Source organism: Providencia sp. PROV189 (assembly GCF_028480065.1).
Classification (GTDB): domain Bacteria; phylum Pseudomonadota; class Gammaproteobacteria; order Enterobacterales; family Enterobacteriaceae; genus Providencia; species Providencia stuartii.
In genome coordinates this window covers 44,909-71,702 of record NZ_JAMPOG010000008.1, presented here as the reverse complement: position 1 = coordinate 71,702, position 26,794 = coordinate 44,909, and the positions used below count along the sequence as shown (strand labels likewise).

23 protein-coding genes are annotated in these 26,794 nt (G+C 42.6%); 14 read left to right on the top strand and 9 right to left on the bottom strand.

The features are described 5' to 3' along the window. Positions 1-10: 10 nt before the first annotated feature. The 3 genes from phoR to PR833_RS06155 all read left to right on the top strand — a co-directional run bounded on the left by phoR (position 11) and on the right by PR833_RS06155 (position 5,126). Positions 11-1,327 (top strand): phosphate regulon sensor histidine kinase PhoR, encoded by a 1,317-nt coding sequence (gene phoR / locus PR833_RS06165; protein WP_004926950.1) that lies wholly within the window; start codon positions 11-13, stop codon positions 1,325-1,327. 540 nt (positions 1,328-1,867) lie between these two features. Continuing rightward, entirely contained in the window at positions 1,868-3,193 is a 1,326-nt protein-coding gene (gene brnQ, locus PR833_RS06160; protein ID WP_004926953.1) for a branched-chain amino acid transport system II carrier protein, read from the top strand. Positions 3,194-3,407: 214 nt separating this feature from the next. Further along, positions 3,408-5,126 carry a thiamine pyrophosphate-dependent enzyme gene (locus PR833_RS06155; RefSeq protein WP_272525969.1) on the top strand — a complete coding sequence of 573 codons (1,719 nt, stop codon included), beginning with the start codon at positions 3,408-3,410 and terminating at the stop codon, positions 5,124-5,126. A 181-nt stretch (positions 5,127-5,307) separates the two neighbouring features. Here PR833_RS06155 and ggt read toward each other — a convergent pair whose 3' ends face one another. From ggt to PR833_RS06135, 4 genes are all read right to left on the bottom strand, one after another. After that, entirely contained in the window at positions 5,308-7,074 is a 1,767-nt protein-coding gene (gene ggt, locus PR833_RS06150) for a gamma-glutamyltransferase (RefSeq protein ID WP_004926960.1), read from the bottom strand. A gap of 233 nt (positions 7,075-7,307) precedes the next feature. Beyond that, positions 7,308-7,928: a hypothetical protein gene (locus PR833_RS06145; RefSeq protein ID WP_004926962.1), complete on the bottom strand. Its 621-nt coding sequence runs from the start codon at positions 7,926-7,928 to the stop codon at positions 7,308-7,310. Positions 7,929-8,218: 290 nt separating this feature from the next. Continuing rightward, entirely contained in the window at positions 8,219-8,821 is a 603-nt protein-coding gene (locus PR833_RS06140; RefSeq protein ID WP_004926964.1) for a peroxiredoxin C, read from the bottom strand. 299 nt (positions 8,822-9,120) lie between these two features. Then, positions 9,121-9,729, bottom strand: coding sequence for an acyl carrier protein phosphodiesterase (locus PR833_RS06135; protein WP_014656782.1), 609 nt, complete (start codon positions 9,727-9,729; stop codon positions 9,121-9,123). A 297-nt stretch (positions 9,730-10,026) separates the two neighbouring features. Between PR833_RS06135 and queA the strand changes: the two genes are divergently transcribed. The 10 genes from queA to thiL all read left to right on the top strand — a co-directional run bounded on the left by queA (position 10,027) and on the right by thiL (position 19,484). Continuing rightward, positions 10,027-11,097: a tRNA preQ1(34) S-adenosylmethionine ribosyltransferase-isomerase QueA gene (queA, locus tag PR833_RS06130; protein WP_036941828.1), complete on the top strand. Its 1,071-nt coding sequence runs from the start codon at positions 10,027-10,029 to the stop codon at positions 11,095-11,097. Positions 11,098-11,186: 89 nt separating this feature from the next. Further along, positions 11,187-12,314 carry a tRNA guanosine(34) transglycosylase Tgt gene (gene tgt / locus PR833_RS06125; RefSeq protein WP_004926970.1) on the top strand — a complete coding sequence of 376 codons (1,128 nt, stop codon included), beginning with the start codon at positions 11,187-11,189 and terminating at the stop codon, positions 12,312-12,314. Between the two features lie 93 nt (positions 12,315-12,407). Next, positions 12,408-12,740: a preprotein translocase subunit YajC gene (gene yajC / locus PR833_RS06120; protein ID WP_004926971.1), complete on the top strand. Its 333-nt coding sequence runs from the start codon at positions 12,408-12,410 to the stop codon at positions 12,738-12,740. A 28-nt stretch (positions 12,741-12,768) separates the two neighbouring features. Continuing rightward, the gene (gene secD / locus PR833_RS06115) at positions 12,769-14,616 is read left to right on the top strand and encodes a protein translocase subunit SecD (protein WP_014656779.1); all 1,848 of its coding nucleotides are present in this window, start codon (positions 12,769-12,771) and stop codon (positions 14,614-14,616) included. Between the two features lie 10 nt (positions 14,617-14,626). Further along, positions 14,627-15,595: a protein translocase subunit SecF gene (gene secF, locus PR833_RS06110; RefSeq protein ID WP_014656778.1), complete on the top strand. Its 969-nt coding sequence runs from the start codon at positions 14,627-14,629 to the stop codon at positions 15,593-15,595. Positions 15,596-15,773: 178 nt separating this feature from the next. Then, positions 15,774-16,223 (top strand): transcriptional regulator NrdR, encoded by a 450-nt coding sequence (gene nrdR, locus PR833_RS06105; protein WP_004926977.1) that lies wholly within the window; start codon positions 15,774-15,776, stop codon positions 16,221-16,223. Between the two features lie 4 nt (positions 16,224-16,227). Continuing rightward, positions 16,228-17,343, top strand: a complete 1,116-nt coding sequence (ribD, locus tag PR833_RS06100) for a bifunctional diaminohydroxyphosphoribosylaminopyrimidine deaminase/5-amino-6-(5-phosphoribosylamino)uracil reductase RibD (RefSeq protein WP_014656777.1) — start codon at positions 16,228-16,230, stop codon at positions 17,341-17,343. A 102-nt stretch (positions 17,344-17,445) separates the two neighbouring features. Further along, entirely contained in the window at positions 17,446-17,916 is a 471-nt protein-coding gene (gene ribH, locus PR833_RS06095; protein ID WP_004926982.1) for a 6,7-dimethyl-8-ribityllumazine synthase, read from the top strand. 26 nt (positions 17,917-17,942) lie between these two features. Beyond that, positions 17,943-18,359, top strand: coding sequence for a transcription antitermination factor NusB (gene nusB / locus PR833_RS06090; protein WP_272525968.1), 417 nt, complete (start codon positions 17,943-17,945; stop codon positions 18,357-18,359). A gap of 135 nt (positions 18,360-18,494) precedes the next feature. Continuing rightward, positions 18,495-19,484 carry a thiamine-phosphate kinase gene (thiL, locus tag PR833_RS06085; protein WP_014656776.1) on the top strand — a complete coding sequence of 330 codons (990 nt, stop codon included), beginning with the start codon at positions 18,495-18,497 and terminating at the stop codon, positions 19,482-19,484. A 588-nt stretch (positions 19,485-20,072) separates the two neighbouring features. Here thiL and dxs read toward each other — a convergent pair. The 3 genes from dxs to xseB form a co-directional block, all read right to left on the bottom strand. Continuing rightward, complete coding sequence (dxs, locus tag PR833_RS06080; RefSeq protein ID WP_004926988.1) at positions 20,073-21,941, bottom strand: 1-deoxy-D-xylulose-5-phosphate synthase; 1,869 nt, start codon at positions 21,939-21,941, stop codon at positions 20,073-20,075. Between the two features lie 252 nt (positions 21,942-22,193). Continuing rightward, on the bottom strand, positions 22,194-23,111 hold the full coding sequence (ispA, locus tag PR833_RS06075) for a (2E,6E)-farnesyl diphosphate synthase (protein WP_004926990.1): 918 nt from the start codon (positions 23,109-23,111) through the stop codon (positions 22,194-22,196). Between the two features lie 3 nt (positions 23,112-23,114). Beyond that, positions 23,115-23,366, bottom strand: coding sequence for an exodeoxyribonuclease VII small subunit (gene xseB / locus PR833_RS06070; protein ID WP_004926992.1), 252 nt, complete (start codon positions 23,364-23,366; stop codon positions 23,115-23,117). A 219-nt stretch (positions 23,367-23,585) separates the two neighbouring features. Between xseB and thiI the strand changes: the two genes are divergently transcribed. Next, positions 23,586-25,037, top strand: a complete 1,452-nt coding sequence (gene thiI / locus PR833_RS06065; RefSeq protein WP_004926994.1) for a tRNA uracil 4-sulfurtransferase ThiI — start codon at positions 23,586-23,588, stop codon at positions 25,035-25,037. A 59-nt stretch (positions 25,038-25,096) separates the two neighbouring features. Here the strand turns inward: thiI and yajL are convergent, their stop codons facing one another. Together yajL and panE are read right to left on the bottom strand one after the other, a co-directional pair. Then, positions 25,097-25,690, bottom strand: coding sequence for a protein deglycase YajL (yajL, locus tag PR833_RS06060; protein ID WP_004926996.1), 594 nt, complete (start codon positions 25,688-25,690; stop codon positions 25,097-25,099). Beyond that, entirely contained in the window at positions 25,653-26,564 is a 912-nt protein-coding gene (gene panE, locus PR833_RS06055; RefSeq protein ID WP_004926998.1) for a 2-dehydropantoate 2-reductase, read from the bottom strand. The genes yajL and panE overlap by 38 nt, the downstream gene beginning before the upstream one ends. Positions 26,565-26,794 lie beyond the last annotated feature (230 nt).

Here is a 26,794-nt window from a genome sequence, read left to right as displayed (position 1 = left end):
GGAGATACCAGTGCTTGAACGCCTATCATGGAAACAGCTAATTTGGGGGCTGTTTTTATTCATCTTACCTGCATTAATCTTATCGATTTTTATCGGCCATCTTGCATGGCTTTTAGTCATCTCATTGACCGCAGCGCTGATTTGGCACAGTTATAACTTGATGAAGTTGTCATATTGGTTATGGCTTGATCGGAGCATGCTGCCCCCTGATGGTAAAGGCGGCTGGGAGCCAATCTTTTATGGGATCTATCAGCTTCAGCAGCGCAACCGAAAACGTCGGCGTGAATTAGGGCAGTTGATCAAACGCTTTCGCAGTGGCGCAGAATCTCTCCCTGATGCTGTCGTAATGATGACTCTTGAAGGGAATATTTTCTGGTGTAATCGCCATGCTCAACATTTATTAGGTTTTCGCTGGCCGGAAGATAGCGGGCAACCGATTTTTAATTTATTACGCTATCCAGATTTCAGCCGTTATTTTACATTACAAAACTATGAACAAGCGTTAACGATAGAGCTAAACAGTGGCGCTATTGTTGAATTTCGTGTCTTACCCTATACCGAAGGTCAGCTATTAATGGTTGCGAGGGATGTCACGGAAAAGCGCCGATTAGAAAAAGCACGTAGAGACTTTTTTGCGAATGTCAGCCATGAACTACGCACACCACTAACGGTGATCCAAGGTTATCTTGAAGTATTAGATGATCAAGAAAATGCCTCAGCTGCCAACAAAAAAGCGTTAACGGTAATGCAAGAGCAGGCGCATCGAATGGATAATTTGATTAAACAACTGTTACAGTTATCTCGCATTGAAGTGGCGCCTCATATTAATTTAGATGAGCAGGTAAATATTCCTGTAATTTTAAAAATGATTGAACAGGAAGCGATGAGTTTAAGCCAAGGGCGGCAACAGTTTAAATTTATGGTTGATGAAAAGCTGTATGTTTACGGTAATGAAGAGCAGCTTCGTAGTGCGGTGGCTAACTTGGTCTATAATGCCATTATGCATACACCGGAAGGGACAACGATCCAAGTCAGTTGGCAGAAAACACATAATGGGGCACGTTTTGGCGTTGCTGATAATGGGTTGGGGATCCCCCCAGAGCATATTCCACGTTTAACTGAACGTTTCTACCGTGTTGATAAGGCGAGGTCTCGCCAAACAGGGGGAGGAACGGGGCTTGGTTTAGCGATCGTCAAACACGCTTTGCAGCATCATAATAGCCAATTAATGATAACCAGTCAGTTAGGCAAGGGGAGCGAATTCTCTTTTACCCTGCCTCCTGTATTGATTGTATCAGACAAAAAAACAGCTAAAACACTTCATTAAAGACGTGACATACCTCGATGAGAGCGGCAAACAGCCGTTCTTATCGACCCAATCCAACATATCATTATCACCGCCAGATATGTCGCTCCTTCTTATTTAAAAAATGAATCTCTCTATATTTGTGATGGGTTATTAAAAATTTCTGTTTTCTAAAAAACCTATATTTCGCTTTGCAAAACCATAATCGATTTAAAAGATAAGATAAATAATGGTTTAATTGGTTGTTTTTTGTTCAAATCATATAGCGCATATTCTTATTTTACTGACAGTAATCACTAGTTATAAAAAATACTTTAGAGATTTATTCTTGTTTTTAGGTTTGCTATTGCCTTTTTTCCCTATAAAAGTTTTACTTGTAGCCAGTTATTGGCGATTTTTTCTGTTTTTTGATTTTTAATCTTGCCTGATGTGATAAATCGTACACATTGTATTGTTTATCAACTTGTTAATTAGAATTCTATACCGCCATTTATAATTCAAAGAGTTACTGATTAGTTACTCTATATTTTCTAACACCGTTACAAAGATTTAACATAAAATATGGCTCATCGTTTAACATCCAGAGATATTCTTGCCTTAGGTTTTATGACCTTTGCGCTCTTCGTTGGTGCTGGAAATATCATATTTCCACCAATGGTTGGCTTACAGGCTGGCGAGCAAGTGTGGACTGCCGCGCTAGGCTTTTTGGTTACAGGTGTGGGGTTGCCTGTTTTAACCGTTGTGGCATTAGCCAAAGTGGGTGGGGGTATTGAAGCCCTAAGTACACCTGTTGGTAAAACGGCGGGGCTATTGCTTGCTGTTGTTGCTTACCTGTCCGTTGGCCCGCTATTCGCCACGCCTCGCACTGCGACGGTTTCTTACAAAGTGGGGATTGCACCGCTACTTGGTGGCGAATCAGATATATCATTATTAATTTATAGTGCAGTCTATTTTGTGCTAGTCATCGGTATTTCTCTATACCCAGGTAAACTGCTGGATAGTGTAGGTCACATACTGGCACCTGTAAAAATGTTAGCCCTTGCTATCCTTGGTGTTGCGGCTGTGCTTTGGCCGGCAGGTCAACCTATGTTATCAACAGATGAATACCGCGATATGGCCTTCTCAAATGGCTTTATCAATGGCTATTTGACGATGGATACATTGGGGGCAATGGTCTTTGGTATCGTGATTGTTAATGCGGCTCGTTCGCGAGGTATCGAAAACTCCTCACTGCTGACCCGCTATACCATGTGGGCGGGGCTGATTGCGGGAGTGCTACTGACACTGGTTTACCTTTCACTATTTAAATTAGGTGAAAACAGCGCATCCATTATTCCAAACCCTCAAGATGGTGCTGATATTCTGCATGCCTATGTTCAGTATACATTTGGTAACTATGGTAGCTTCTTCCTTGCCGTATTGATTTTTGTTGCCTGTATGGTGACGGCTGTTGGTTTGACCTGTGCTTGCGCGGAGTTCTTTAGCCGCTATGTGCCAATCTCTTACCGCACGCTAGTTTTGGTACTTGGTGCATTCTCCATGGTCGTTTCTAATCTTGGATTAAGTAAACTGATTGCGTTTTCTGTTCCTGTATTAGTGGCGATTTACCCACCTTGTATTGTGCTTATTTTATTAAGCTTTACTTTAAAGTGGTGGCGTAACCCAAGTGTGGTGATTGCCCCAACCATGTTGACCAGTTTTATTGTGGGGTTAATTGGTGCAGCGAAAGCGTCAGATCATCTGAAAACGTATATTCCTGATTGGATGACTGGAATCCCGTTATATCAACAAGATTTGGCATGGTTATTACCATCATTTGTGGTGTTAATTGTAGCGGCAATTTGTGACCGAGTGATCACACCCGCAGCCGAACATAAACAAGCCTAAAAATATCAATATTCAATAATAGAAAAAGGAGCTTATTAGCTCCTTTTTTACTTCTTATTCTGACGGAAAAATATCATAAAAAGAAAGGTTTAAAATAAAAATAGTGCTTTTAATTGCAGTTATTACTTATTGTGATATTAATAATATAAATATGTAGACAAGAGTCATCTGTGATCTTTTGTTTATAAGAAATAATCTGCTATTGGAGCCTTGCATGAAAAAAAATGTTGCTAGCGTGATTGTTGATATTCTCCAAAATTCAGGTGTGAAGCATTGTTATGGCATCGTTGGTGATACTTTAAATTATGTCACGGATGCGATACATGAAAGTAAGATGGAGTGGATCCATGTAAGGCATGAGGAGGTTGGGGGATTTGCCGCCGGTGCCGAATCCTTTATTTCAGGCCAACTCACCGCATGTGCAGGCTCCTGTGGACCTGGAAGCTTACATTTTATTAATGGATTATATGAATCACATCGCAATGGCGCGCCTGTTATTTTGATTGCAAGCCAATTAGATACTAATACAACCGATAGTTCTTTCCCTCAATACGTCGATTTTAAATCCGTTTATAGTGAATGCTCAGTATTCTGCGAAGAAATTATTAGCCCTGATAAAGCGATTGAAGTGACAAAAAATGCCATTAGTGCAGCTTTAAGTCAAAAAGGTGTCGCTGTTATTATTCTTCCAGTAAATATAAGTAAGTCTGAAATAGATTATCCAAATAAAATAGCCGTCAATTATCATCAACCGCGAATTATCCCTGCTCAAGAAGATATTAAAGCGCTGGCAGATGTATTAAATAAAGGTAAGAAAATAGGTATTTATGCGGGGATTGGTAGTAAAGATGCCAGAGGAGCACTTCTTCAATTGGCAGAAAAATTAAAAGCGCCAATTGCACATACCTCACGAGCCAAAGATTTTATTGAATATGATAACCCATATAATGTGGGAATGACGGGAATGATCGGTATTGAGTCCGGTTTTATCATGTTAAAAAACTGCGATACTTTGCTGCTGTTAGGTACTGATTTCGCATGGCCTCAATTTTTCCCTGAAAAAGCAACCATCGTACAAGTTGATATTAATTTAGAAAATATCGGTAAACGCCACCCTGTCAATTTAGGGCTCAATGGTGATGTCAATGAAACATTATTGCAATTATTGCCTTTAATTGACAATAAAACCGATGATGAGTTTTTACGTAAATCTGTCGATTTGCACAAAAAGACACTCGAAAAAATTAGCTGGCTAGAAAAAGGGGCGAAAGCTCATGTCATCCACCCTCAATACCTTGCTCAGCTACTCGATAAGCATGCAGATAGCGACGCTATTTTTACGGCAGATGGGGGTTCTGCAATGGTTTGGATGCTGCGCTATATCAATACCAATGGGCAGCGAAGAACATTAACGAGCTTAAAACATGGCACCATGGCTAACGCAATGCCTCAAGCATTAGGATTGAAAAAAGCGTTTCCTAATCGCCAAGTGATCTCTATGTCAGGTGATGGTGGGTTAGCGATGCTATTAGGCGATCTACTCACTATGACGCAAGAAAAATTGGCGGCAAAAATCGTTATCATCAACAATAAATCGCTTAACTTTGTTGAATTAGAACAAAAAGTTGAAGGGTTATTGAATAACTATACCGATTTAGAAAACCCTGATTTTGGTAAGTTGGCGAGTGCGTTAGGGATGTTTGGTGAATCAGTTGAATCCCCAGAAGCATTGGAGGACGCTGTTATCCGCTTCCTAAATTATAATGGCCCAGCGGTATTAAACGTGCATACTTCACCGAATGAATTGGTTATGCCACCGAATGTAGAGCTTAATAGTGTTGTCGGTATGGGGCTTTATACGGCAAAAGCGGTTTTACATGGTCGTAGTGAAGAAGCGATCAGCCTTATTGTGGATAATTTTATTCGTAAATAACGCAAGGTAATTTCAGGTCGTGGGTCAACATCAAGGTGTTTGGCTGCGGCCATAAGAGACTGTGAAAACCATTAAAAATATCAATTTGTTGATTTTTTAGTAGATAACACTAAGCGGGTCTCTCCACTTAGCTAATCATTTAAATGGCGGGTTATCCCGCCATTTGTTTTAAGTGTGGATTTTAATCGACACCAACGGCTTTACCGGCTGGACGACGAACATCATTTGAACCGTAGATATAGCCTTGGCGAACTTTGCCTGAAACTGCGGCATCATTGCCTGATGAGTCTGTTTTATCTCCTTTAGCATCCGGTACGGGCACCATAATTAACTCTGCTGCGCCCCATGGTGTTTGTTCTACCATTTTGTAACCCATCTTATCGAGCAACGCTAAGGTATCTTTAGAGACACCACGCTCCTCATAGTAAACTTCATCGGGTAACCATTGATGGTGGATACGCGGTGCGTTCACGGCTTCTTGAGGAGGCATTCCATGGTCAATGATATTTAGGGCGGTTTGCAATGTGATTGAAATAATCCGTGACCCGCCTGGGGAGCCGAGCACTAAGAACACTTTACCATCTTTGGTCACTATGGTTGGGCTCATCGATGATAGTGGGCGCTTACCAGGAGCAATCGCGTTTCTTTCACCTTGAACTAAACCATACATATTTTTCTCACCAACTTTGGTGGTGAAATCATCCATCTCATCATTTAAAAAGAACCCTGTACCAGGCGGGATCACCACGGAGCCGAAACGGCCATTGATGGTATAAGTCGTTGAAACCGCATTACCTTTGTCATCGACAACAGAGTAATGAGTGGTTTCTGGTTTTTCATGTGGCCCTACACCGGGTTGGACTTGTGTTGATGGCGTTGCTTGGTTAGGTTTGATCTCTTTACGTAGCTCTTCTGCGTAGGCTTTACTCAATAACTTGTCGGTTGGGTTATCGACAAATGCCGGATCGCCTAGGAAAGTGTTTCTATCCATGTAGGCATGGCGCATTGCCTCTGTGAGAGTATGAATATATTCTGCCGAATTGAACCCCATCTCTTTAAGGTTATAGCCTTCTAAGATATTGAGTGTTTGGCAGATGGTTACCCCTCCCGAGCTAGGCGGCGGTGCTGAAATAAATTTATAGCCTCGATAGGTACAGCTAATTGGTGTGGTGTCGGTGATCGTATAATTAGCAAAATCTTTTGCGGTTAAGATCCCCCCATTCTTTTTAGACGCTTCTTCTACGATCTTCGGTATTTCGCCTTCATAGAAAGCTTTAGGGCCTTCTTTCGCAATTTTTTCAAGGGTATTGGCTAAGTCGGTTTGTACTAACAGATCGCCGGGTTGAAAGGCACTACCATTAGGTTTTAAAAAAATGCGTGCGACTTCTGGGTCTTGCTTAAAGCGATCGACAGTGGTATCTAGGACATCGGTATCTGCCCGCGTTAAAACAAAACCTTCTCTGGCTAATTTAATTGCCGGCTCCATGACTTGCTGGCGGCTCATTGTGCCATATTTTTCGAGCGCATAATCAAGCCCTTTTACCGTTCCCGGAACCCCCGATGCGAGGTAACCATAGAGGCTGGCATCTTTTATTAAATTACCATTCTTATCTAAGTACATATTAGCGCTAGCGGCTTCTGGGGCGGTTTCTCTAAAGTTGATAAAAAGATCTTTGCCATTAGCAAGGTGAATGGTCATAAATCCGCCGCCACCAATATTACCACAGCATGGATTAACCACGGCTTGGGCATATCCCACAGCAACAGCCGCATCAACTGCATTACCGCCTGCATTAAGGATGTCGGCACCAATTTGAGAGGCTAGGTGTTGAGAAGACACAACCATTCCTTTTTTGGCCTCGACAGCAGGTTCTGAGGCGGCAAAGAGTTGAGGTGAGATAAGCAGTGAAAGTAATAGGACAGAGGGGCGCCATGATGTTTTTATCATTCGTATCTCCCGATGAATAAAATGGAATGGGCTTTTTATGAAATTGAGTAACACAATTAACTAATGTGATTCATTTGTTAATTAATTGTGTTCTTTATGTATAGCATAAAATAGCTGGAGAGACTGAAAGATACAATCGAGAAATGTTAACAATGTAGTGAAAAAATTAACTTAAAAATATAAAACAATGGGTTAAGCAGAGCCTGATCGTGGCTCTGCTTAGGGAGACCAATTTATTTTTGGTTGAACAATGCAATATGGATCCAGCCGTTATTGGTCAGTACCAATGGGCTTTGTTGTGATTTTTCAGCACGCTCTTGGGTTGATTTGATTTGTGGGTAGGCGGCAATGACTTTTTCATTTTTGGCCCAAGGTGCCACATCTTCAATTTTTTGTTTAAAGTTAGCGATAGAGATTTTTTGACCACCGCGCTCAGCAGGCTCTGTGAAATTCGTGACTTCAGTGACCACTAACTTACCTGTACAGAAGCTGCCACGCCCAGAAAATTCGGCTTTTGCCTCATCAAAGAATTTTTGACCTTCACTCGTTAAGGTAAATTCAACACCTTCACCTGTTTGTTCTGTTCCCCACATATCTTTGATAACGACTTTTTTTTCTGATTTGTTTAATAATCCAGCATCAACCAAACTATCTAATTGTTCTATTTTTCGAGTATTTGCTTGTGCTAAAAGCTCAGCAGGGAATGGGCCAGTATTGATACAAATAGCCGATTTAGTATCGAGATAATCTTGAATGGATTTTTTGAAATTACTTTCAGAGGCTGTTTGGTTGTTATCACAGCCTGCAAGCAAAGTACCAGCTATAACAACCGATGCTAACAGTTTAAATTTCATCGTTTTTTTCCTACTTTACGATTGACGCTATATTGAGTTAAAAATGTAACTATTTATGGATAAATGTAACCATATTATAAATAGCAGTCCTGTAAAAGTATGGTGCGCTATATATCCTCAGATATATTGTTCTTTAGCATCAATTAAGAACTTTCTAGCAATAATTATTTGAAAAAAGACGAATAAAAAGCAGAGAATAAAGTAAAAGCGGGCAAATGGGATTGTCAAAAATAAAAAATCGGCATAAACCGAAGTTTATGCCGATCCATAAAAACAGTAAACGCTATGAATTATAGGCCAGTTGCGTTTTTAGTCAGGTAGTCAGCAACACCTTTAGGTGATGCGTTCATGCCTTCTTTACCTTTTTCCCATTGCGCTGGGCAAACATCACCGTGCTCTTCGTGGAATTGCAGCGCATCAACCATACGCAGCATTTCATCGATGTTACGGCCGAGTGGTAGGTCGTTAACGACTTGGTGACGCACAACGCCATTTTTGTCGACCAAGAAAGAGCCACGCAGAGCAACGCCAGCTTCTGGGTGCTCAATGCCGTATGCTTTCATGATTTCACGTTTGACGTCAGCAACCATTGGGTATTTCACTTCACCAATACCGCCGTTATCAACAGGAGTTTTACGCCATGCGTTGTGAACGAATTCAGAGTCAAAAGAAACACCGATTACTTCCACACCACGTTTTTTGAATTCTTCATAACGGTGGTCGAACGCGATAAGTTCTGAAGGACAAACAAAAGTGAAGTCCATTGGCCAGAAGAAGATCACCGCTGGACGGCCGTTTAGGTGATTTTTCAGGTTAAAGTTGTCAACAATTTCACCGTTACCTAGAACAGCTGCAGCAGTAAAGTCAGGGGCTTGACGTGTTACCAGAACCATAATTTACTCCTATGAGTTTGAATTAAAGGTTTTATATCCATAATAGTTTAAACCACTTATTGGACCGCGTTAGGTGCCTAGTGATAGCGCTATTTTGCTGCTAGGAAGCCTTTCGCTGGTTGCCAACAAACCGTTCAAATTATTTAGGCAATATATCAAGAGAGAATATGAAATTCCCTACAAAGAATAAAGGTATAAATACCAATTTCTGTGATAGTTTTTATCTATCAATTATACTTATTTAACAAATTGATATCAATACAATAGTTTTATTACGGTAAAGTACAAGTGATAATTGATCAAGGCTTCAGTGTTGTGAGGTGACCGACAAATATTCCTTGTTCAGCCTGTTGTATCATTTGCGGATAAAACTGGAAAAAAATCTGTTCAAGTGGCTTATATTGCAATAAAAAGTCATCAAAAGAGCCGCTAAGCGCATGTAGTTTAGGCCGCCGACGTGCCATTCCATTCAACGATTGCCCTATATATGTTTTATCTGCATAGCGAATTAACCAATTTTGGGGCCAGAGAAACTCATTTAACTCCTGAAACTTTTCAGGCGTATGACGCAGATTAGGTTCAATTTGGCGACGTGCATAATAGATAAAATCGGCCAATCCGATAGTTTGTTCGATTTTAGACCAATGCAATGAGAGGAAATGATCCCATACAAGGTCAAGTGTGATCGGCGCGACCCGACGGTAATCCGGCCTGAACAGTGCGCGCGCTTCTTTGACTAAAGGGTGAGAGTCTGTCGCCTTATCAACAGCTCGATGCATAGTGATCCCCGCGACAACATCGGGCGCATAATGGCCTTCTGGGTTGCCACGAACGAAGTCGGCCATGATATTGCCCAATAGGGAGCTATTCGCTTTATAGGCAAGATGCAAGTGAGCAAGAAAGTTCATGTTGATATCATATACTCGATGCTTGGTAAATTATAGCCCGTTTACTGTGCACGCATCTTTAGATGTCTATGGTCTGTTGTTTTAACACGGATCTGAAATTGCCTAGAGATATCCGTTTAGCACGAAATCGAATAGAAAACAGAGATGCAGCGATGACATAAGGAAGAAAATTTTCGTGACTTGAGAAATATTTGTTAAATATTGAAGGTTTTTTCGGCAAAAATACGCTTATTTCTTGCGCCTTTGAGTGCTCAGCACTAGACTAGTCGCCTGTTTTTTTAGATTGAAGTTAAGACAATGCGTGTTTCCGATTTTACTTTTGAGTTACCTGAAGAATTAATTGCCCATTATCCTCAAGCGCAGCGAAGCGCATGTAGACTGCTAAGCCTTGATGGCCCAACGGGGCAGCTCACGCATGGTATTTTTACGGATATCCTTGAGAAACTGTCACCCGGTGATCTGCTGGTGTTTAACAACACGCGTGTCATTCCAGCAAGGCTATTTGGTCGTAAGGCGAGCGGTGGCAAAATCGAAATGCTGGTCGAACGAATGCTGGATGAGCATCGCGTACTTGCTCATATTCGGGCATCTAAAGCCCCGAAAGAGGGGGCAGAGCTGATTTTAGGTGAAGATGAAAGCGTTAATGCGACTATGGTTGCGCGCCATGGGGCTTTATTTGAAGTGCAGTTTGATGATCAGCGCGATGTATTGAGTATCCTCAATGAAATCGGGCATATGCCATTACCACCTTATATCGACCGCCCTGATGAAGAATCGGATAAAGAACTGTACCAAACCGTTTATAGCCAACGTCCTGGCGCGGTTGCAGCTCCTACCGCTGGCTTGCATTTTGATGAGCCTTTATTGGATGCACTACGTGAAAAAGGCGTTGAAATGGCGTTCGTCACCTTACACGTCGGCGCGGGAACCTTTCAACCCGTGCGTGTTGACACTATCGAAGATCATGTCATGCATTCTGAATATGCAGAGGTGCCACAAGAGGTTGTGGATGCCGTATTGGCATGTAAAGCGAGAGGTAACCGTGTGGTCGCTGTCGGAACCACTTCTGTACGCTCATTAGAAAGTGCGGCAAAAGCGAGCCAAGATGCGCTCATTGCCCCATTTTTTGATGATACCCAAATCTTTATTTATCCAGGGTTTGAGTATCAAGTGGTTGATGCTTTGATCACCAACTTCCATTTGCCAGAATCGACACTGATTATGTTAGTTTCTGCATTTGCTGGATATCAAAATACTATGCAGGCCTATAAAGAAGCAGTAGCACAAAAATATCGTTTCTTTAGTTATGGTGATGCTATGTATATCACGCGTAATCCTGATGCTCGTTTTGAGCAGATTGGGCAGTAGCGTGAGTTAGATAGGCGGTGGATAAGCTGCTCGCCTGTGAAAGTTAATATCAGCAACAGACTGTTTTTCTGCTGCTAGGAGAAATAAACGTGAAATATGAATTACAAACCACGGATGGCAATGCGCGTCGTGGGCGCTTGATTTTTGAGCGTGGCGTGGTGGAAACCCCCGCTTTTATGCCTGTTGGTACTTATGGAACAGTCAAAGGGATGACCCCAGAAGAGGTCAAAGAAACAGGTGCACAAATTCTGCTTGGTAACACCTTCCATTTATGGTTGCGCCCAGGGCAAGAGATCATGAAATTGCATGGTGACTTACACGATTTTATGCAATGGCAAGGTCCTATCTTGACTGACTCAGGCGGTTTCCAAGTCTTTAGCCTTGGTGCTATGCGTAAAATTAAAGAAGAAGGTGTGCATTTCCGTAACCCTATTAACGGTGAAAAAATCTTCTTAAGCCCTGAAAAGTCAATGGAAATTCAATACGATCTCGGCTCAGATATCGTGATGATTTTTGATGAGTGTACGCCATATCCTGCCGATTGGGATTACGCGAAGACATCCATGGAGATGTCCTTACGTTGGGCTGCACGTAGCCGTCAACGCTTTGATGAATTAAACAACAAAAACGCACTATTTGGCATCATTCAAGGTAGTGTTTACGAAGATTTACGTGATATTTCAGTTAAGGGGCTGGTAGAGATCGGCTTTGATGGGTACGCTGTAGGCGGCCTCGCGGTAGGTGAGCCAAAAGAAGATATGCATCGTATCTTAGAACATGTATGCCCACAAATTCCGGCGGATAAACCTCGCTATTTAATGGGGGTTGGTAAACCGGAAGATTTAGTTGAAGGTGTTCGCCGTGGCATCGATATGTTTGATTGTGTGATGCCAACACGAAATGCGCGCAATGGTCATTTATTTGTCACGAATGGCGTGGTAAAAATTCGCAATGCGAAGTATAAATCGGATACTTCAACACTCGATCCTGAGTGTGATTGCTATACTTGCCGTCATTATAGTCGTGCGTATTTACACCATCTCGATCGTTGTAATGAAATTCTTGGCGCAAGGCTAAATACCATTCATAATTTGCGTTATTATCAGCGTCTAATGGCTGGTATTCGTCAAGCGATTGAAGATGGTAACTTTGAAGAGTTTGCGAAAGATTTCTATCAGAAGATTGGCAAAAGCCAACCTTCATTAAATATGGAATGAATTTAAGTGCGAAATGAGCTTAATCTGTGTAGCATATTAAGCTTTGCTGTACTTATGTTTTAAATAGCGTTCAATAACAATGAGGAAAGTTGAATGAGTTTTTTTATTTCTGAAGCAGCGGCATCTGCAGGCGCGCCAGCACAGGGCAACCCGTATACGATGATTATTATGCTCGCCGTGTTTGCTTTGATCTTCTATTTTATGATTTTACGTCCACAGCAAAAACGTGCTAAAGAGCATCGTAAACTGATGGAGTCAATCACTAAGGGCGATGAAGTTTTAACAACAGGTGGTTTGATTGGTCGTGTAACCAAAGTTTCTGATAATGGTTATGTTGTTCTTGAACTGAGTGAGAACACCGAAGTAACTATCAAACGTGATTTCGTTGCTGCTGTTTTACCTAAAGGCACAATGAAAGGTATTTAATTTCTGATTTTTCCCGAAGGGAACTGCCGTGCTAAACCGTTATCCTTTGTGGAAGTATCTGATGCTGATCGCTGCGATCCTCATCGGTCTGCTTTATGCGCTTCCAAACCTATATGGTGAGGATCCGGCTGTTCAAATCACTGGCGTGCGGGGAACCGCCGCCAATGAGCAAACGCTGATCCAAGTCCAAAAAACGTTAGAAAAAGACAATATCCAGAGCAAATCTATTGCCTTGGAAAATGGGGCTGTACTTGCCCGATTCAACAACCCGGATATTCAATTGCGCGCTCGTGAAGCACTGGTTAGCGCTCTAGGTGACCAATATGTTGTTGCATTAAACCTTGCACCTGCAACACCTAAATGGCTAGAAGCTGTTGGTGGTGAGCCGATGAAACTCGGTCTAGACCTGCGTGGTGGGGTTCACTTCCTCATGGAAGTCGATATGGACACTGCATTAAGTAAATTGCAGGAACAAAACATGGACGGTATACGTAACGATTTGCGCCAAGCAAAAGTTCCGTACTCTTCTATCCGTAAAGGCGACAATTACAGCGTTGAGATCCGTTTCCGTAATGCTGATGATCGTAGCCAAGCAGAGAAAATACTCCTTCGTAAGTTCCAAGATCTTGTATTTTCTAATGGTAACAATAATACCATGACTGCGGTTATGACGGATGAGCGTCTACGTGAGGCTCGTAACTATGCCGTATCTCAAAACATTACCATTATTCGTAACCGTGTAAACCAATTGGGTGTTGCAGAACCTCTTGTTCAGCGCCAAGGTGCGGAGCGTATTGTTGTTGAGTTACCTGGTATCCAAGATACCGCGCGTGCCAAAGAAATTTTAGGGGCAACGGCAACCTTAGAGTTCCGTTTAGTTAACCAAAGTGTTGACCCAGCAGCGGCAGAAAATGGCCGTGTGCCAGGCGATTCTGAGGTTAAGTATGATCGTAATGGCTTCCCTTACGTTCTGTATAAGCGAGTCGTCCTGACTGGTGACCACATCACTGACTCAACTTCAGGTAGTGATGAAAATGGTGCGCCACAAGTAAGTATTGGCCTTGATAGCGCGGGTGGCTCTGTCATGTCTGATTTTACCCGTGACAATCAGGGTAAACAAATGGCAACGCTGTTTGTTGAATATAAAGACAGCGGGAAAAAAGATGCCGAAGGCCGTGTAATTTTGATGAAAGATGAGAAAGTGATTAACGCGGCGAATATTTCTGCGCGTTTCGGAAGCCAATTCCGTATCACGGGGATCACTGATCCAAACGAAGCTCGTCAATTGTCGCTATTGCTACGTGCTGGTGCATTAATTGCGCCAATCCAAATCGTTGAAGAGCGTACTATTGGGCCGACTCTTGGTTTACAAAACATTGAACAAGGTCTAAAAGCTTGTTTAGCTGGTTTGTTCGCCTCAATCTTATTTATGATTATTTACTATCGTAAGTTTGGTTTGATTGCGAGTACGGCGCTGTTTGCAAACTTGATCATGATTGTTGGGGTGATGTCCTTGTTACCAGGCGCCACACTGACTATGCCAGGTATTGCCGGTATCGTACTGACCCTTGCTGTCGCCGTCGATGCTAACGTTTTGATTAACGAACGTATTAAAGAAGAGTTGCGCAATGGGCGTTCAGTCCAGCAATCTATTCATGAAGGCTATAAAGGCGCTTTCTCAAGTATTATCGACGCAAACCTGACTACACTTATCACTGCAATTATTCTGTATGCAGTGGGTACAGGGTCAATCAAAGGCTTTGCAATTACGACAGCTATCGGTGTCGCCACCTCTATGTTTACAGCTATTATTGGTACACGTGCTATCGTGAACCTGCTATATGGCGGTAAACGTATCAACAAGCTGTCAATTTAAGGAGCACGTTGTGGCACAGGATTATACTGTTGAACAATTGAACTATGGTCGTAAAGTCTATGACTTTATGCGCTGGGACAACGTTGCCTTTGGGATTTCTATTGTATTACTGATCGCATCTATCGCGATTATTGGGATGAAAGGCTTTAACTGGGGCCTTGACTTCACTGGTGGTACAGTCATCGAAGTCAACCTGAGTCAGCCAGCTGATTTGGATAAAATTCGTGACAGCCTTTCTAATACGGCTCACAAAGATCCTTTAATCCAAAATTTTGGTAGCAGCCGTGACATCATGATCCGTTTACCACCTATTGAAGGGGTTGCAGGTCAAGAAGTCGGTAAAGAGATCATCACTATCATCAATAAAAATGTTGATGAGCAAGCGACAGTGAAGCGTATTGAATTTGTGGGGCCTAGTGTTGGGGCAGAACTTGCTCAAACAGGGGCACTTGCACTGTTAACGGCGCTTATCTGTATCTTGATTTATGTTGGTTTCCGCTTTGAATGGCGTCTAGCGACAGGTGCAGTATTAGCACTTGCCCATGACGTTGTGATTACGTTAGGTATTCTATCTTTGTTCCATATTGAGATAGATATGACCATCGTGGCGTCATTGATGTCCGTTATTGGTTATTCACTGAACGACAGTATCGTTGTATCTGACCGTATCCGTGAAAACTTCCGTAAAATTCGTCGCGGTACACCGTATGAAATCATGAACGTCTCTTTAACACAGACCTTAAGCCGTACCATTATGACATCTGCAACAACACTGTTAGTGGTGCTGATGCTGTATATCTTCGGTGGCGCGATGTTAGAAGGCTTCTCATTGGTCATGTTAATCGGTGTAACCATCGGTACGATTTCATCTATCTATGTGGCTTCTGCACTAGCACTGAAAATGGGTATGAAACGTGAGCACTTACTTCCACCGAAAGTTGAGAAAGAAGGTGCTGACCAAGAGTCTTTACTACCGTAATCCCCATTGGGTGAAAGTCGGTGGCTTAGGTGACTGAATGAAAGCCGTCTGGTGTGTTCTAAAAAGATGGCTTAAACATGAAAACACCCCGTTAGACTGCAAATGTACAGTCTTGCGGGGTGTTTTTTATTAAGCTCTGGGTTACACTGTTTACCCGAAATAAGAATCAGGAAACACTATGCACTGCCCATTTTGCTCTGCTGTAGATACGAAAGTAATTGACTCGCGTCTGGTTGGAGAAGGCTCTCAAGTGCGCAGGCGTCGTCAATGTCTGCTTTGCCATGAACGCTTCACCACCTTTGAAGTGGCGGAACTTGTTATGCCACGGGTAATTAAAAGTGATGAAGTACGCGAACCCTTCGATGAAGAAAAGCTAAGTCGTGGTATGCAAAAGGCCTTGGAAAAACGGCCCGTAAGTGCTGATGCCGTTGAACAGGCCATTATTTCTATCAAATCACAACTACGTGCAACAGGGGAACGTGAAATCCCTTCTAAAATGATTGGTAATTTAGTGATGGATGAACTGAAGAAACTGGATAAAGTGGCTTATATCCGCTTTGCTTCAGTCTACCGTAGCTTTGAAGATGTACGGGAGTTTGGCGAAGAGATCGCTAAATTACAGGATTAAGAACATGATTGAACAAGACCGCATCTATATGGCGCGGGCACTTGAGCTTGCCCAAAAAGGCCGTTTTACCACTTCACCAAATCCTAATGTGGGTTGCGTTATCGTACGTGATGGTGAAATTGTTGGTGAAGGGTATCACCAAAAAGCGGGTGAACCGCATGCTGAAGTTCATGCCTTACGCATGGCAGGAGAGAAAGCGAAAGGCGCTACCGCCTACGTAACATTAGAGCCATGCAGTCATCACGGTCGTACCCCACCTTGCGCTGAGGCTTTGATTAATGCGGGTGTTCGTCGTGTTGTGGCAGCAATGCAAGACCCCAATCCTCAAGTTGCAGGTCGGGGATTATATATGCTTTCTCAAGCGGGGATTGAAACCGCAAGTGGCGTATTGATGGAAGAAGCGGAATCATTAAACCGTGGATTTTTAAAGCGTATGCGTACAGCATTCCCTTATGTTCAACTGAAACTTGCAGCCTCCCTTGACGGCAAAACGGCCTTAGAATCAGGTGAAAGTAAATGGATAACGTCAGCAGCAGCAAGGCAGGACGTACAGGTATTGCGTGCGCAAGCGAGTGCAATTTTGAGTACCAGTAGTACTGTGCTGGCAGATAACCCTTCACTGACCGTACGTTGGAATGAATTACCTGCCGAGATACAAGCTGTTTATCCGCAAAGCACATTGCGTCAACCAATTCGTATTGTTTTAGATAACCATAATCGCGTCACGGCGGAACATAAGGTCACCCAATTGGCAGGTGAATGTTGGTTAGTTCGCTCTCAACCCGAGCCTGATGCGGTTTGGCAGGGGCAAGTTGAACAGCTTGCTATTCCATCTGATGATAATGGTATTGACCTTGTGATCTTGATGATGCAGTTGGCTAAACGAAATGTGAATAGCGTTTGGGTTGAAGCAGGACCAATACTCGCTGGCTCATTGCTAAAACTTGGTTTGGTGGATGAGCTGATTGTCTATATTGCTCCTAAATTATTAGGGGATACAGCGCGAGGTTTGGTGAATATTCCAGCACTTGCACATTTGTCAGATGCACAAAAATTTGAATTTACTGATGTGCAGAAAGTCGGTGATGACCTGCGTGTCAGGCTACGTCCTGTGTGGTAATAAAAGTTTTTTATCATTTTGCTAAAATTCAACCACGCGATTAACGAAAGAATGTGATAAAATCCGCGCCCCGCGGGTTATAATTAATATTAAAGGAAGGCTATGAACGTAATTAAAGGTGTTGTTGCCGCGCCACAAGCGCGTGTCGCCATTGCAATCGCTCGTTTTAACAACTTTATTAATGATAGTCTGCTGGACGGTGCTGTTGATGCTTTAGAGCGTATCGGCCAAGTGTCTCAAGATAACATCACTGTTGTCTGGGTGCCAGGCGCTTACGAGCTACCATTAACCGTTAAAGCACTGGCCGAAACGAAAAAATACGATGCTGTTATTGCATTAGGCACGGTGATCCGTGGTGGAACTGCGCATTTTGAATATGTTGCAGGCGAGTGCAGTTCAGGTCTTTCTCATGTCGCAATGAACAGTGAAGTGCCAGTCACTTTCGGTGTTTTGACGACTGAAAATATTGAGCAAGCCATTGAACGTGCTGGTACTAAAGCTGGCAATAAAGGCGCTGAAGCTGCTCTGACGGCATTAGAAATGATTAATGTACTTAAAGCTGTAAAAGGCTGATTTAGTTTTTATTTAAGGGGAATCTTGTGAAACCTGCTGCTCGTCGCCGCGCTCGTGAGTGTGCTGTACAGGCCATCTATTCATGGCAATTATCCGGTAATAATGTTTCCGATGTGGAATATGAATTTATTGCTGAACAGGACATGTCTGACGTTGACGTTATTTATTTTCGTGAACTGTTGTCGGGAGTCGCCAATAACGCTGCTAAGCTTGACCAGCTAATGGCTCCTTTCCTATCTCGCCAGCTTGAAGAGTTGGGGCAGGTAGAGAAAGCGATTTTACGTGTTGCTATGTATGAACTAAGCTACCGTGAAGATGTGCCTTATAAAGTTACAATTAACGAAGGCATTGAACTAGCCAAAGTTTTTGGTGCTGAAGATAGCCATAAATTTGTGAATGGTGTTCTCGATAAGGCTGCGCCTTCTGTTCGTCGTAAAAAATAAAAATTGATCAGGGTTCCCTCCTGTAATACTACAGTAGTAATGAGGTAGGCTGGGTTCCGGCCTATCTTTGTCTTTTATGTCTAATTATCAGTGATGAAGTTGATAACTGGGCATAGCGAAAATGGAAAAGCTACCATGTCATATGGCGAATTTGACCTCATCGCGCGTTACTTTAACCGTCAAACAACAAACAGACGGGATGTGAATATTGGTATTGGTGATGACTGTGCGTTGATGACCATCCCAGAAAAACAGCAGCTTGCTGTGAGCACCGATACATTAGTTTCTGGTATCCACTTCCTTCCTGAAATTTCTCCAGCCGATCTTGCTTACAAATCATTAGCGTCTAATTTAAGTGATCTTGCTGCTATGGGAGCAGATCCGGCATGGGTTTCTCTAGCGATCACACTACCTCATGTTGATCCAGATTGGTTAGAGCAATTTAGCGATAGCTTATTTGAGCAAATTAACTATTACGGTATGCAGCTAATTGGCGGTGATACAACGCGTGGACCAATGAGCCTAACTTATACCGTACATGGCTTAGTACCGAGTGGGAAAGCATTGTCACGCTCAGGAGCCCGTAATGGCGACTGGATATACGTGACGGGCACACTAGGTGACAGCGCTGCGGGTTTAGCAATATTACAGGGGAAATTAGATATTGCTGATGAGAGCCAAAAGTCATGGCTAATTGGGCGTCATCTGCGTCCTCAGCCGCGTATTTTACAAGGGCAGGCGTTACGCCACTTAGCTTCTTCCGCGATTGATATTTCTGATGGTTTAATTTCCGATCTCAATCATATCCTCAAGGCTAGCGGCTGTGGCGCTCGTATTAATCTTGATGCTTTACCACTTTCCGAGGCGTTGCAACAAAACTGCTCTGTAGAGCAAGCACGCATTTGGTCGTTAAGTGGTGGTGAAGATTATGAGCTTTGCTTTACGATCCCTGAAGTTAATCGTGGTGCTTTAGAAGTAGCATTGGCTCATACAGGCGCTAATTTTACGTGTATTGGTCAAATAAAACCGCAATCAGAAGGGATCAGTTATTATTGTGATAATCAGGCGGTTGATGTTGCCCTTAAAGGGTTTGATCATTTTGCATTAACGGATGTTAATAGTTAAGTTGATAAAATAATCATGTTGTTTAGTGAACCCGTGTCAGTGATTGAGACGGGTTTTTTATTTTAAGCGATCAAAAAAGATCTTTTTGTTATCGTAATAATCCGTGTTGTTATTTTATATAGGTTACAAAGAGGTCATTACCGCGAATTTTTATAGAAAAATATAATAGGTTCTAGATAGAGGATATTAAAAATAGCGATTAGAAAATTAGAGGAAATTACTTAATCTATTGAATCTATTTGATTTATTTTCTTTTTTGCAAAAGAAAGCTGCCAAAAGGCAGCTAAAATAAAAATGAGGCGTATATCTCATATAAATATGAGACATTTATGTCAATAATGACAAAAATTATTATGAGGGTAATTGGGTATTAACTTCATACTGAACTTTATTTGAGATAAAAGCAAGATCCTTTTAAAAGAATTTTAGCTTAGTTTGATCTTATCGATGATCAAAATAATTTTATCTTAAATAAGAAAAATGAAATTTCACATAAGGAAGAGGGGATTGTAATGGAAGATCGATTAAGGAAGAATATTGAGAAAAACAGGTAGTGTTATTATCACAATACCTGTTTTTTACTATAGGTTATGATTTCTGCTGATATTGTTCGATTGCGTGAATAATACCTTGACTATCGAGACCTAAGTCAGCAATAAGCTCTTCTTGGCTGCCTTGCGGTATAAAGAAATCAGGTAAACCAAGATTTAATACAGGTATCATCTTATGTTCGCGCATCAGGAATTCGTTAACACCACTGCCTGCACCGCCCATAATGGCATTCTCTTCTAGCGTGACTAACATGTCATGGCTGTTTACCATATCGAGGATCAGTGCTTCATCTAATGGTTTAACAAAGCGCATATCAACAACGGTTGCATTAAGCGCTTCGGCAGCGTCGAGCGCATGTTTGAGTAATGTACCGAAGCAGAGGATGGCAATTTTTTCCCCTTGGCGACGAATGACCCCTTTACCAATTGGTAGTGGTGCAAGAGGTTGTAATTCTGCTCCAGTGCCTGTTCCGCGAGGGTAGCGTACCGCGCTAGGGCCATCTTTATAATGGTAACCAGTATGTAGCATTTGGCGGCATTCATTTTCATCACTTGGCGTCATGATAACGAGTGTTGGAATGCACCGTAGGTAAGAGATATCAAATGCCCCTTGGTGAGTTTGGCCATCAGCCCCAACAATCCCCGCACGATCAATGGCAAATAAGATAGGGGTTTTTTGAATCGCAACATCATGGATCACTTGATCGTAACCGCGCTGCAAGAAAGTGGAGTAAATCGCGACGATCGGATTATAACCACCGATAGCTAAGCCAGCGGCAAAGGTAACGGCATGTTGCTCGGCGATGGCGACATCGAAGTATTGGTTAGGGTACTCTTTGGAAAAACGCACCATTCCTGACCCTTCACGCATAGCCGGTGTGATAGCCATGAGCTTATCATCGTTTTGGGCTTCTTCGCATAGCCAATCCCCAAAAATCTTAGAAAATGTAGGACGGGTCTCTTTACTCTTAGGCAGGGTAAATGTGCTTGGATCAAATTTAGGAACAGCATGCCAACTGATCGGATCTTTTTCAGCAGGCTCATAGCCACGACCTTTTTTGGTCATGATATGTAAGAACTGAGGCCCTTTTAGATCACGCATATTTTTCAAGGTTTGCACAAGCGCAACGACATCGTGACCATCAACAGGGCCGATGTAGTTAAAACCTAACTCTTCAAACATGGTGCCAGGAACGACCATGCCTTTGATATGTTCTTCTGTTTTCTTTAATAGCTCTTTAATCGGCGGCATATTAGAAAACACTTTTTTACCACCTTCACGCAAAGTGGTGTAGAGCTTGCCAGAGAGCAGGTGAGCAAGATGGTTATTCAGCGCCCCAACATTTTCAGAAATCGACATTTCGTTATCGTTGAGGATGACTAACATATCAGGAGCAACATCACCGGCATGGTTCATGGCTTCAAATGCCATACCCGCAGTAATCGCACCATCCCCAATGACACAGACGGTTTTGCGGTTTTTATCTTCTTTTTCAGCGGCAATGGCCATACCTAAACCGGCACTAATTGAGGTTGATGAGTGACCAACGCTCAATACGTCATATTCGCTTTCGTCACGCCAAGGAAAGGGATGCAAACCATTTTTTTGACGAATGGTATCAATGCGATCTCGGCGACCTGTTAAAATCTTATGGGGGTAGGCTTGATGTCCCACATCCCAGACAAGGTTATCGAAAGGAGTTTTATAGACATAATGTAATGCAACGGTGAGTTCAACGGCGCCTAAACCAGAGGCAAAGTGACCGCTAGATCGACCAACACTACTAAGTAAAAATTGCCTGAGTTCATCACACAGCTTCGGCAGGCTTTCTTTCGGCAGCAGACGTAGCTCTTCCGGTGTTTCTGCCAGCGCTAGTGTTGGATACTTAGCGATATCAATACTCATTAGGGGGCCCACGACTATTTATAATTGTTAATAAGGTAATAACGCTGGTTAATTCCAGCGTTTGAATTTAGCTATTATGCCACTTTTATTATCAATAGTATGAATAGAAAGCAGCATTGTATACTCGTTATGATCTCGATGGCAGCGTTATTGACTATGTTCACGCGTGCTGACCATAGATTTTTGTATGATCCTAGCAACTTGTTCGCTTCTCGCCTAGCCGCATCTTTAATCGTTTGAGAGTATGTAAGATTAGCTTTTACGCTCGATAATGAAATTCGCTAGGGCGACTAAAGTTTGTGTATTATAGCCTTCTGCTTCAATGGCTTTTAACGCTTCCAACGCATTATAATACAGCTCGCGAGCTTTTTCTTGAGCCGCTTCAAGTCCTAGCAAAGATGGATACGTGCTTTTCTCATGCTCAGCATCAGCGCCTTGGCGTTTGCCTGTCACTTCACTATCACCAATCACATCCAAAATATCATCTTGTACTTGGAATGCGAGGCCAATAGATTCTGCATACTTATCTAATGCAGGTAGTGCCTTATGTCCTTTTATTCCAGCGGCATAAGCACCCATACGAATAGCTGCTCGTATTAATGCACCCGTTTTGTGTTGGTGAATACGTTCAAGGGCTGCAAGATCAACACGCTTGCCCTCAGCCTCAAGGTCGAGTGCTTGACCACCACACATACCCGCTAGACCACTGGCATAAGCGAGTTCTGACAACATAGCAATTCGGTCTTTGTCAGTAACATCAGGCATTTCTGCGGAAGACAGTAGCTGGAAGGCTAATGTTTGTAGCGCATCACCCGCCAAAATGGCATTCCCTTCACCAAATTTGATATGGCAAGTGGGTTGCCCACGCCGTAGGTCATCATCATCCATAGCAGGGAGATCATCATGAATTAATGAGTAGGCGTGAATACACTCAACCGCTGCCGCTGGCGCATCAAGATTAACAGAATCGACACCCAGCATGCTTCCTACAGTATAGGTCAAAAACGGGCGTAGGCGTTTCCCCCCAAGTAGTGCACCATGTTTCATGGCAGCGGCAAGGGGTAAATCAGAGAAAGGAAGCGCATCTAAGGCATTTAGTAAATACTGGTTAACTCGCTCATACGCTTGTTGTTGCTGTATTGTGAAGCTATTAGGGTGTTGTTCGGACATAATTTATTCGGTATCTGGTGAAAAATCATCAAGAGCTTTATTTTCATCATCGCTAAGCAGGATTTGCACGCGTTGCTCAGCCTGTTGCAGGACTTTTTGCCCTTGTTTAGCGATTTGGATGCCTCGTTCAAACTCATTGAGCGCATCTTCAAGTGGTAGTGAGCCAGACTCAAGGCGAGAAACAATTTCCTCAAGTTCTTTGAGTGAGTTTTCGAAGCTAACTACAGGTACTTGCTGAGATTTTTCTTTAGCCATCTTTCTTTAACCACAAATATTTAATCATTCAATCAAAGGATTGTATTAATTGAGCAGACTAACTTAGTCTCGCGCTGGATACAATTTATTATTGGTGTTTTTAGATTCAACACACAAGATAGTGCTATAATACGCCTCTTTATTGACAATTGGTAACCTGTACGTGTGTCACTTTTAAAATACGTTCACTTGCCCCTATAACATTAACATGCTGCTATTATGAAGTTTATCATTAAGTTATTCCCAGAAATTACGATTAAAAGCCAGACCGTTAGGCTACGTTTTATTAAGATCCTTACCAGCAATATCCGTAATGTCCTGAAGCCGTTGGGCGAAGAAATCGCGGTTGTCCGTCATTGGGATAACATTGAAGTGCGTGTTAAAGGGGAAACGAAACACGACGAAATTTGTGACATGCTGACGCGCATTCCCGGTATTCACCATGTGTTAGAAGTTGAAGAAAAGCCGTTCACCAGTTTGCACCATATTTATGAGATGGTGCATGACTCTTATGCGCCTTCGCTAGAAAATAAAACTTTCTGTGTGCGCGTCAAGCGAAGAGGGAAGCATGAGTTTACTTCTATTGAGGCGGAGCGCTATATCGGTGGTGGCTTAAATCAACATATTCCTTCTGCGAAAGTGAAGCTGACAGCCCCCGATGTTACGGTGCATTTAGAGATAGAAGACGAAAACTTGATCCTCGTAAAAGCACGCTATGAAGGTATTGGTGGTTTCCCTATTGGGACGCAAGAAGATGTATTATCACTGATCTCTGGGGGCTTTGACTCTGGGGTATCAAGTTATATGTTGATGCGCCGTGGTTGCCGTGTTCATTACTGCTTCTTTAATCTAGGTGGAGCGGCTCATGAAATTGGTGTTAAACAAATTGCCCACTATCTCTGGAACCGCTTTGGTAGTTCCCATAAAGTCCGTTTTATTGCGGTTAATTTTGAGCCTGTTGTGGCAGAAATCTTAGAAAAAGTAGATGACGGACAAATGGGCGTTGTCTTGAAACGCATGATGGTCCGTGCCGCTTCAAAGGTTGCTGAACGCTATGGCGTTCAAGCGATAGTGACAGGGGAAGCATTAGGGCAGGTATCAAGTCAAACATTGACCAATTTGCGTTTGATTGATAATGCGTCTGACACTTTGGTGTTGCGTCCTCTTATCTCTCATGACAAAGAGCATATCATCAAAATTGCCCGTCAAATTGGCACAGAAGATTTTGCGAAAACCATGCCTGAATATTGTGGTGTGATTTCGAAAAGCCCTACTGTTAAAGCAGTGAAAGCGAAAATTGAAGCGGAAGAAGCCAATTTTGACTTTAGTATCTTAGATCAAGTCGTTGAGCAGTCACAAAATATTGATATTCGCCAGATAGCCCAAGAAAGCCGTGAACAAGTCATGGAAGTGGAAATGGTGAGTGAGCTTGCGCCTGAGCATGAAGTGATTTTAGATATTCGCTCTACGGACGAACACGAAGAGAAGCCATTATCCATTGAAGGGATTGAGGTTAAGCATATCCCGTTTTACCGCTTGGGTACTCAATTTGGCGATTTACCAAAAGATAAAACCTACTTGTTATATTGCGAGCGCGGGGTGATGAGCCGTTTACAAGCTCTTTATTTGCAAGAGCAGGGGTTTAATAATGTAAAAGTCTATCGCCCGTAACCGAGTCATGCCATAACTAAGATAAAGGCCGAACGGTATCATCGTATCGGCCTTTACTATTACTGCTCTAAATAATCATTAATCCCATTAGGTAAAATTAATTGAGATGCAACCTTGCCGGCGATATCGCGGCCAACCAGCAACTCAATCAATTTCAAGGCGAAATCAAAGGTTGTTGCTGGCCCTTGGCTCGTTAATAAGTTGACACGCTCATCAAAATAGACTCGCTTATCAACCCATTTATTTGCCGCAATTTGATTTTTCATCGTGGGATAACCTGTCATATTCCCGATTGGAAATAACTGGTGGTATTCCAATACCAAAGCAGGAGCGGCACAAATCGCGGCTACAATTTTACCATCAAGGTGCATTCTCCTCGCTTTTTCCACGACTAATGGGCTGTCGCGGAAGGTTTCGGCTCCTTTTACTCCACCGGGAAGAACAATCGCATCAAAAGGTTCATCAGCCACCTTGATAATTGGGGTATCAGCGACAATTCTGACGCCTCTAGAGGCGGTTATTTCAATAGAGCCATCGTCAGTCACACTAGCTAATGTAACCTTGATCCCTGCTCTTACTAATAAATCAGCAGTGGTTACGGTTTCGATTTCTTCACTACCATTGGCGATGCATATCAGTACGGAAGCCGTCATTTTTTTCTTCTCGCTGTTTAATAAAATGGTACAAACGATCATTCTCTGGTGTACTTAGGCCATGTGCTCTTGCTTGTTTAATGAGATAGCCTGTAATGTAGTCGATTTCGGTTCGTCGCTTATTACGAATGTCTTGTAACATTGAGGAGTAGTTACTCGCCGTACTGTGAATAATGCCATAAATATAGTCAACAAGCTGGGCTTTATCAGTATGCAGTCCTTCAATAGCCATCACTTGGCATATTTCATCAATTAGCAAATTAATTTGCTGTGAATGATTGAGTAAATCACCATTTTTACAATTATGAAGAATAGTGAGAGGATTTATCACACAGTTGACGGCAAGTTTCTTCCAACACGTCGTCAGGATCTGGTTATGCCATGCGACATCTGGAAGGGCCTCATGCAAAATATCGGCAATGGGGTAGTAATTTTCAGCCAGTGAGTTAACGGCTCCGATATGGGTTATACCATTAGCGACATGAAAAACTTGGTTATTTTCTTGCCAAGCTGCGTGGGTGGTGATGCCGGATAAAAAAGGATGGCGTAAAGTGCCTAATTCATCAAGGGTCCCCATGCCGTTATGAAGTAACAGGATCGGGCAGGCGTCTGGTATATTATGCAGTAAAGGCAGTAGCGCATCGGAGACTTGCCATGCCTTCAAACACACAATAACCAATTCACTGTTTTGTAAATGATTGAGGTTGTTGCAAGGGATCCATTCACGAAAAATACGGCCATCGGGTTCGTTGACATCAACAAATAAGTCAGATTGGGCTATGCGTAGCCAGCCTTGTATATCGTGCCCTTGCTGACTTAACGCGGCGAGCCATAATTTACCAATAGCACCACAACCGATAAGCGTTATTTTCATATTCCCCCTCTGGGTATTAGTCAGGTTCAAGCCAATAGTTATTTAATGGTCAGTTTTAACCCTTTCAAATTGCAGCTAGGTGTTAAAATCGTCATCTGATGGGTAAACACATAGCCAATGGTGCTGCGCTTGAAGCTCGACGAGTATAGATGCTTGTAAATTCATATATCAAGTATAGTGCTTTTGCTCTTAATAGAAAGAAGCTATCATGCATCACATTGATTATCAGG

Excerpts from the sequence above, each read along its gene's own strand:
- yajC (WP_004926971.1), top strand. The coding sequence starts at position 12,408 with ATGAGTTTTTTTATTTCTGAAGCAGCGGCATCTGCAGGCGCGCCAGCA.
- thiI (WP_004926994.1), top strand. The coding sequence starts at position 23,586 with ATGAAGTTTATCATTAAGTTATTCCCAGAAATTACGATTAAAAGCCAG.
- PR833_RS06140 (WP_004926964.1), bottom strand. The coding sequence starts at position 8,821 with ATGGTTCTGGTAACACGTCAAGCCCCTGACTTTACTGCTGCAGCTGTT.
- dxs (WP_004926988.1), bottom strand. The coding sequence starts at position 21,941 with ATGAGTATTGATATCGCTAAGTATCCAACACTAGCGCTGGCAGAAACA.
- PR833_RS06145 (WP_004926962.1), bottom strand. The coding sequence starts at position 7,928 with ATGAAATTTAAACTGTTAGCATCGGTTGTTATAGCTGGTACTTTGCTT.
- ispA (WP_004926990.1), bottom strand. The coding sequence starts at position 23,111 with ATGTCCGAACAACACCCTAATAGCTTCACAATACAGCAACAACAAGCG.
- yajL (WP_004926996.1), bottom strand. The coding sequence starts at position 25,690 with ATGACGGCTTCCGTACTGATATGCATCGCCAATGGTAGTGAAGAAATC.
- thiL (WP_014656776.1), top strand. The coding sequence starts at position 18,495 with ATGTCATATGGCGAATTTGACCTCATCGCGCGTTACTTTAACCGTCAA.
- brnQ (WP_004926953.1), top strand. The coding sequence starts at position 1,868 with ATGGCTCATCGTTTAACATCCAGAGATATTCTTGCCTTAGGTTTTATG.
- queA (WP_036941828.1), top strand. The coding sequence starts at position 10,027 with ATGCGTGTTTCCGATTTTACTTTTGAGTTACCTGAAGAATTAATTGCC.
- xseB (WP_004926992.1), bottom strand. The coding sequence starts at position 23,366 with ATGGCTAAAGAAAAATCTCAGCAAGTACCTGTAGTTAGCTTCGAAAAC.
- nrdR (WP_004926977.1), top strand. The coding sequence starts at position 15,774 with ATGCACTGCCCATTTTGCTCTGCTGTAGATACGAAAGTAATTGACTCG.
- PR833_RS06135 (WP_014656782.1), bottom strand. The coding sequence starts at position 9,729 with ATGAACTTTCTTGCTCACTTGCATCTTGCCTATAAAGCGAATAGCTCC.
- ggt (WP_004926960.1), bottom strand. The coding sequence starts at position 7,074 with ATGATAAAAACATCATGGCGCCCCTCTGTCCTATTACTTTCACTGCTT.
- ribD (WP_014656777.1), top strand. The coding sequence starts at position 16,228 with ATGATTGAACAAGACCGCATCTATATGGCGCGGGCACTTGAGCTTGCC.
- ribH (WP_004926982.1), top strand. The coding sequence starts at position 17,446 with ATGAACGTAATTAAAGGTGTTGTTGCCGCGCCACAAGCGCGTGTCGCC.
- panE (WP_004926998.1), bottom strand. The coding sequence starts at position 26,564 with ATGAAAATAACGCTTATCGGTTGTGGTGCTATTGGTAAATTATGGCTC.
- PR833_RS06155 (WP_272525969.1), top strand. The coding sequence starts at position 3,408 with ATGAAAAAAAATGTTGCTAGCGTGATTGTTGATATTCTCCAAAATTCA.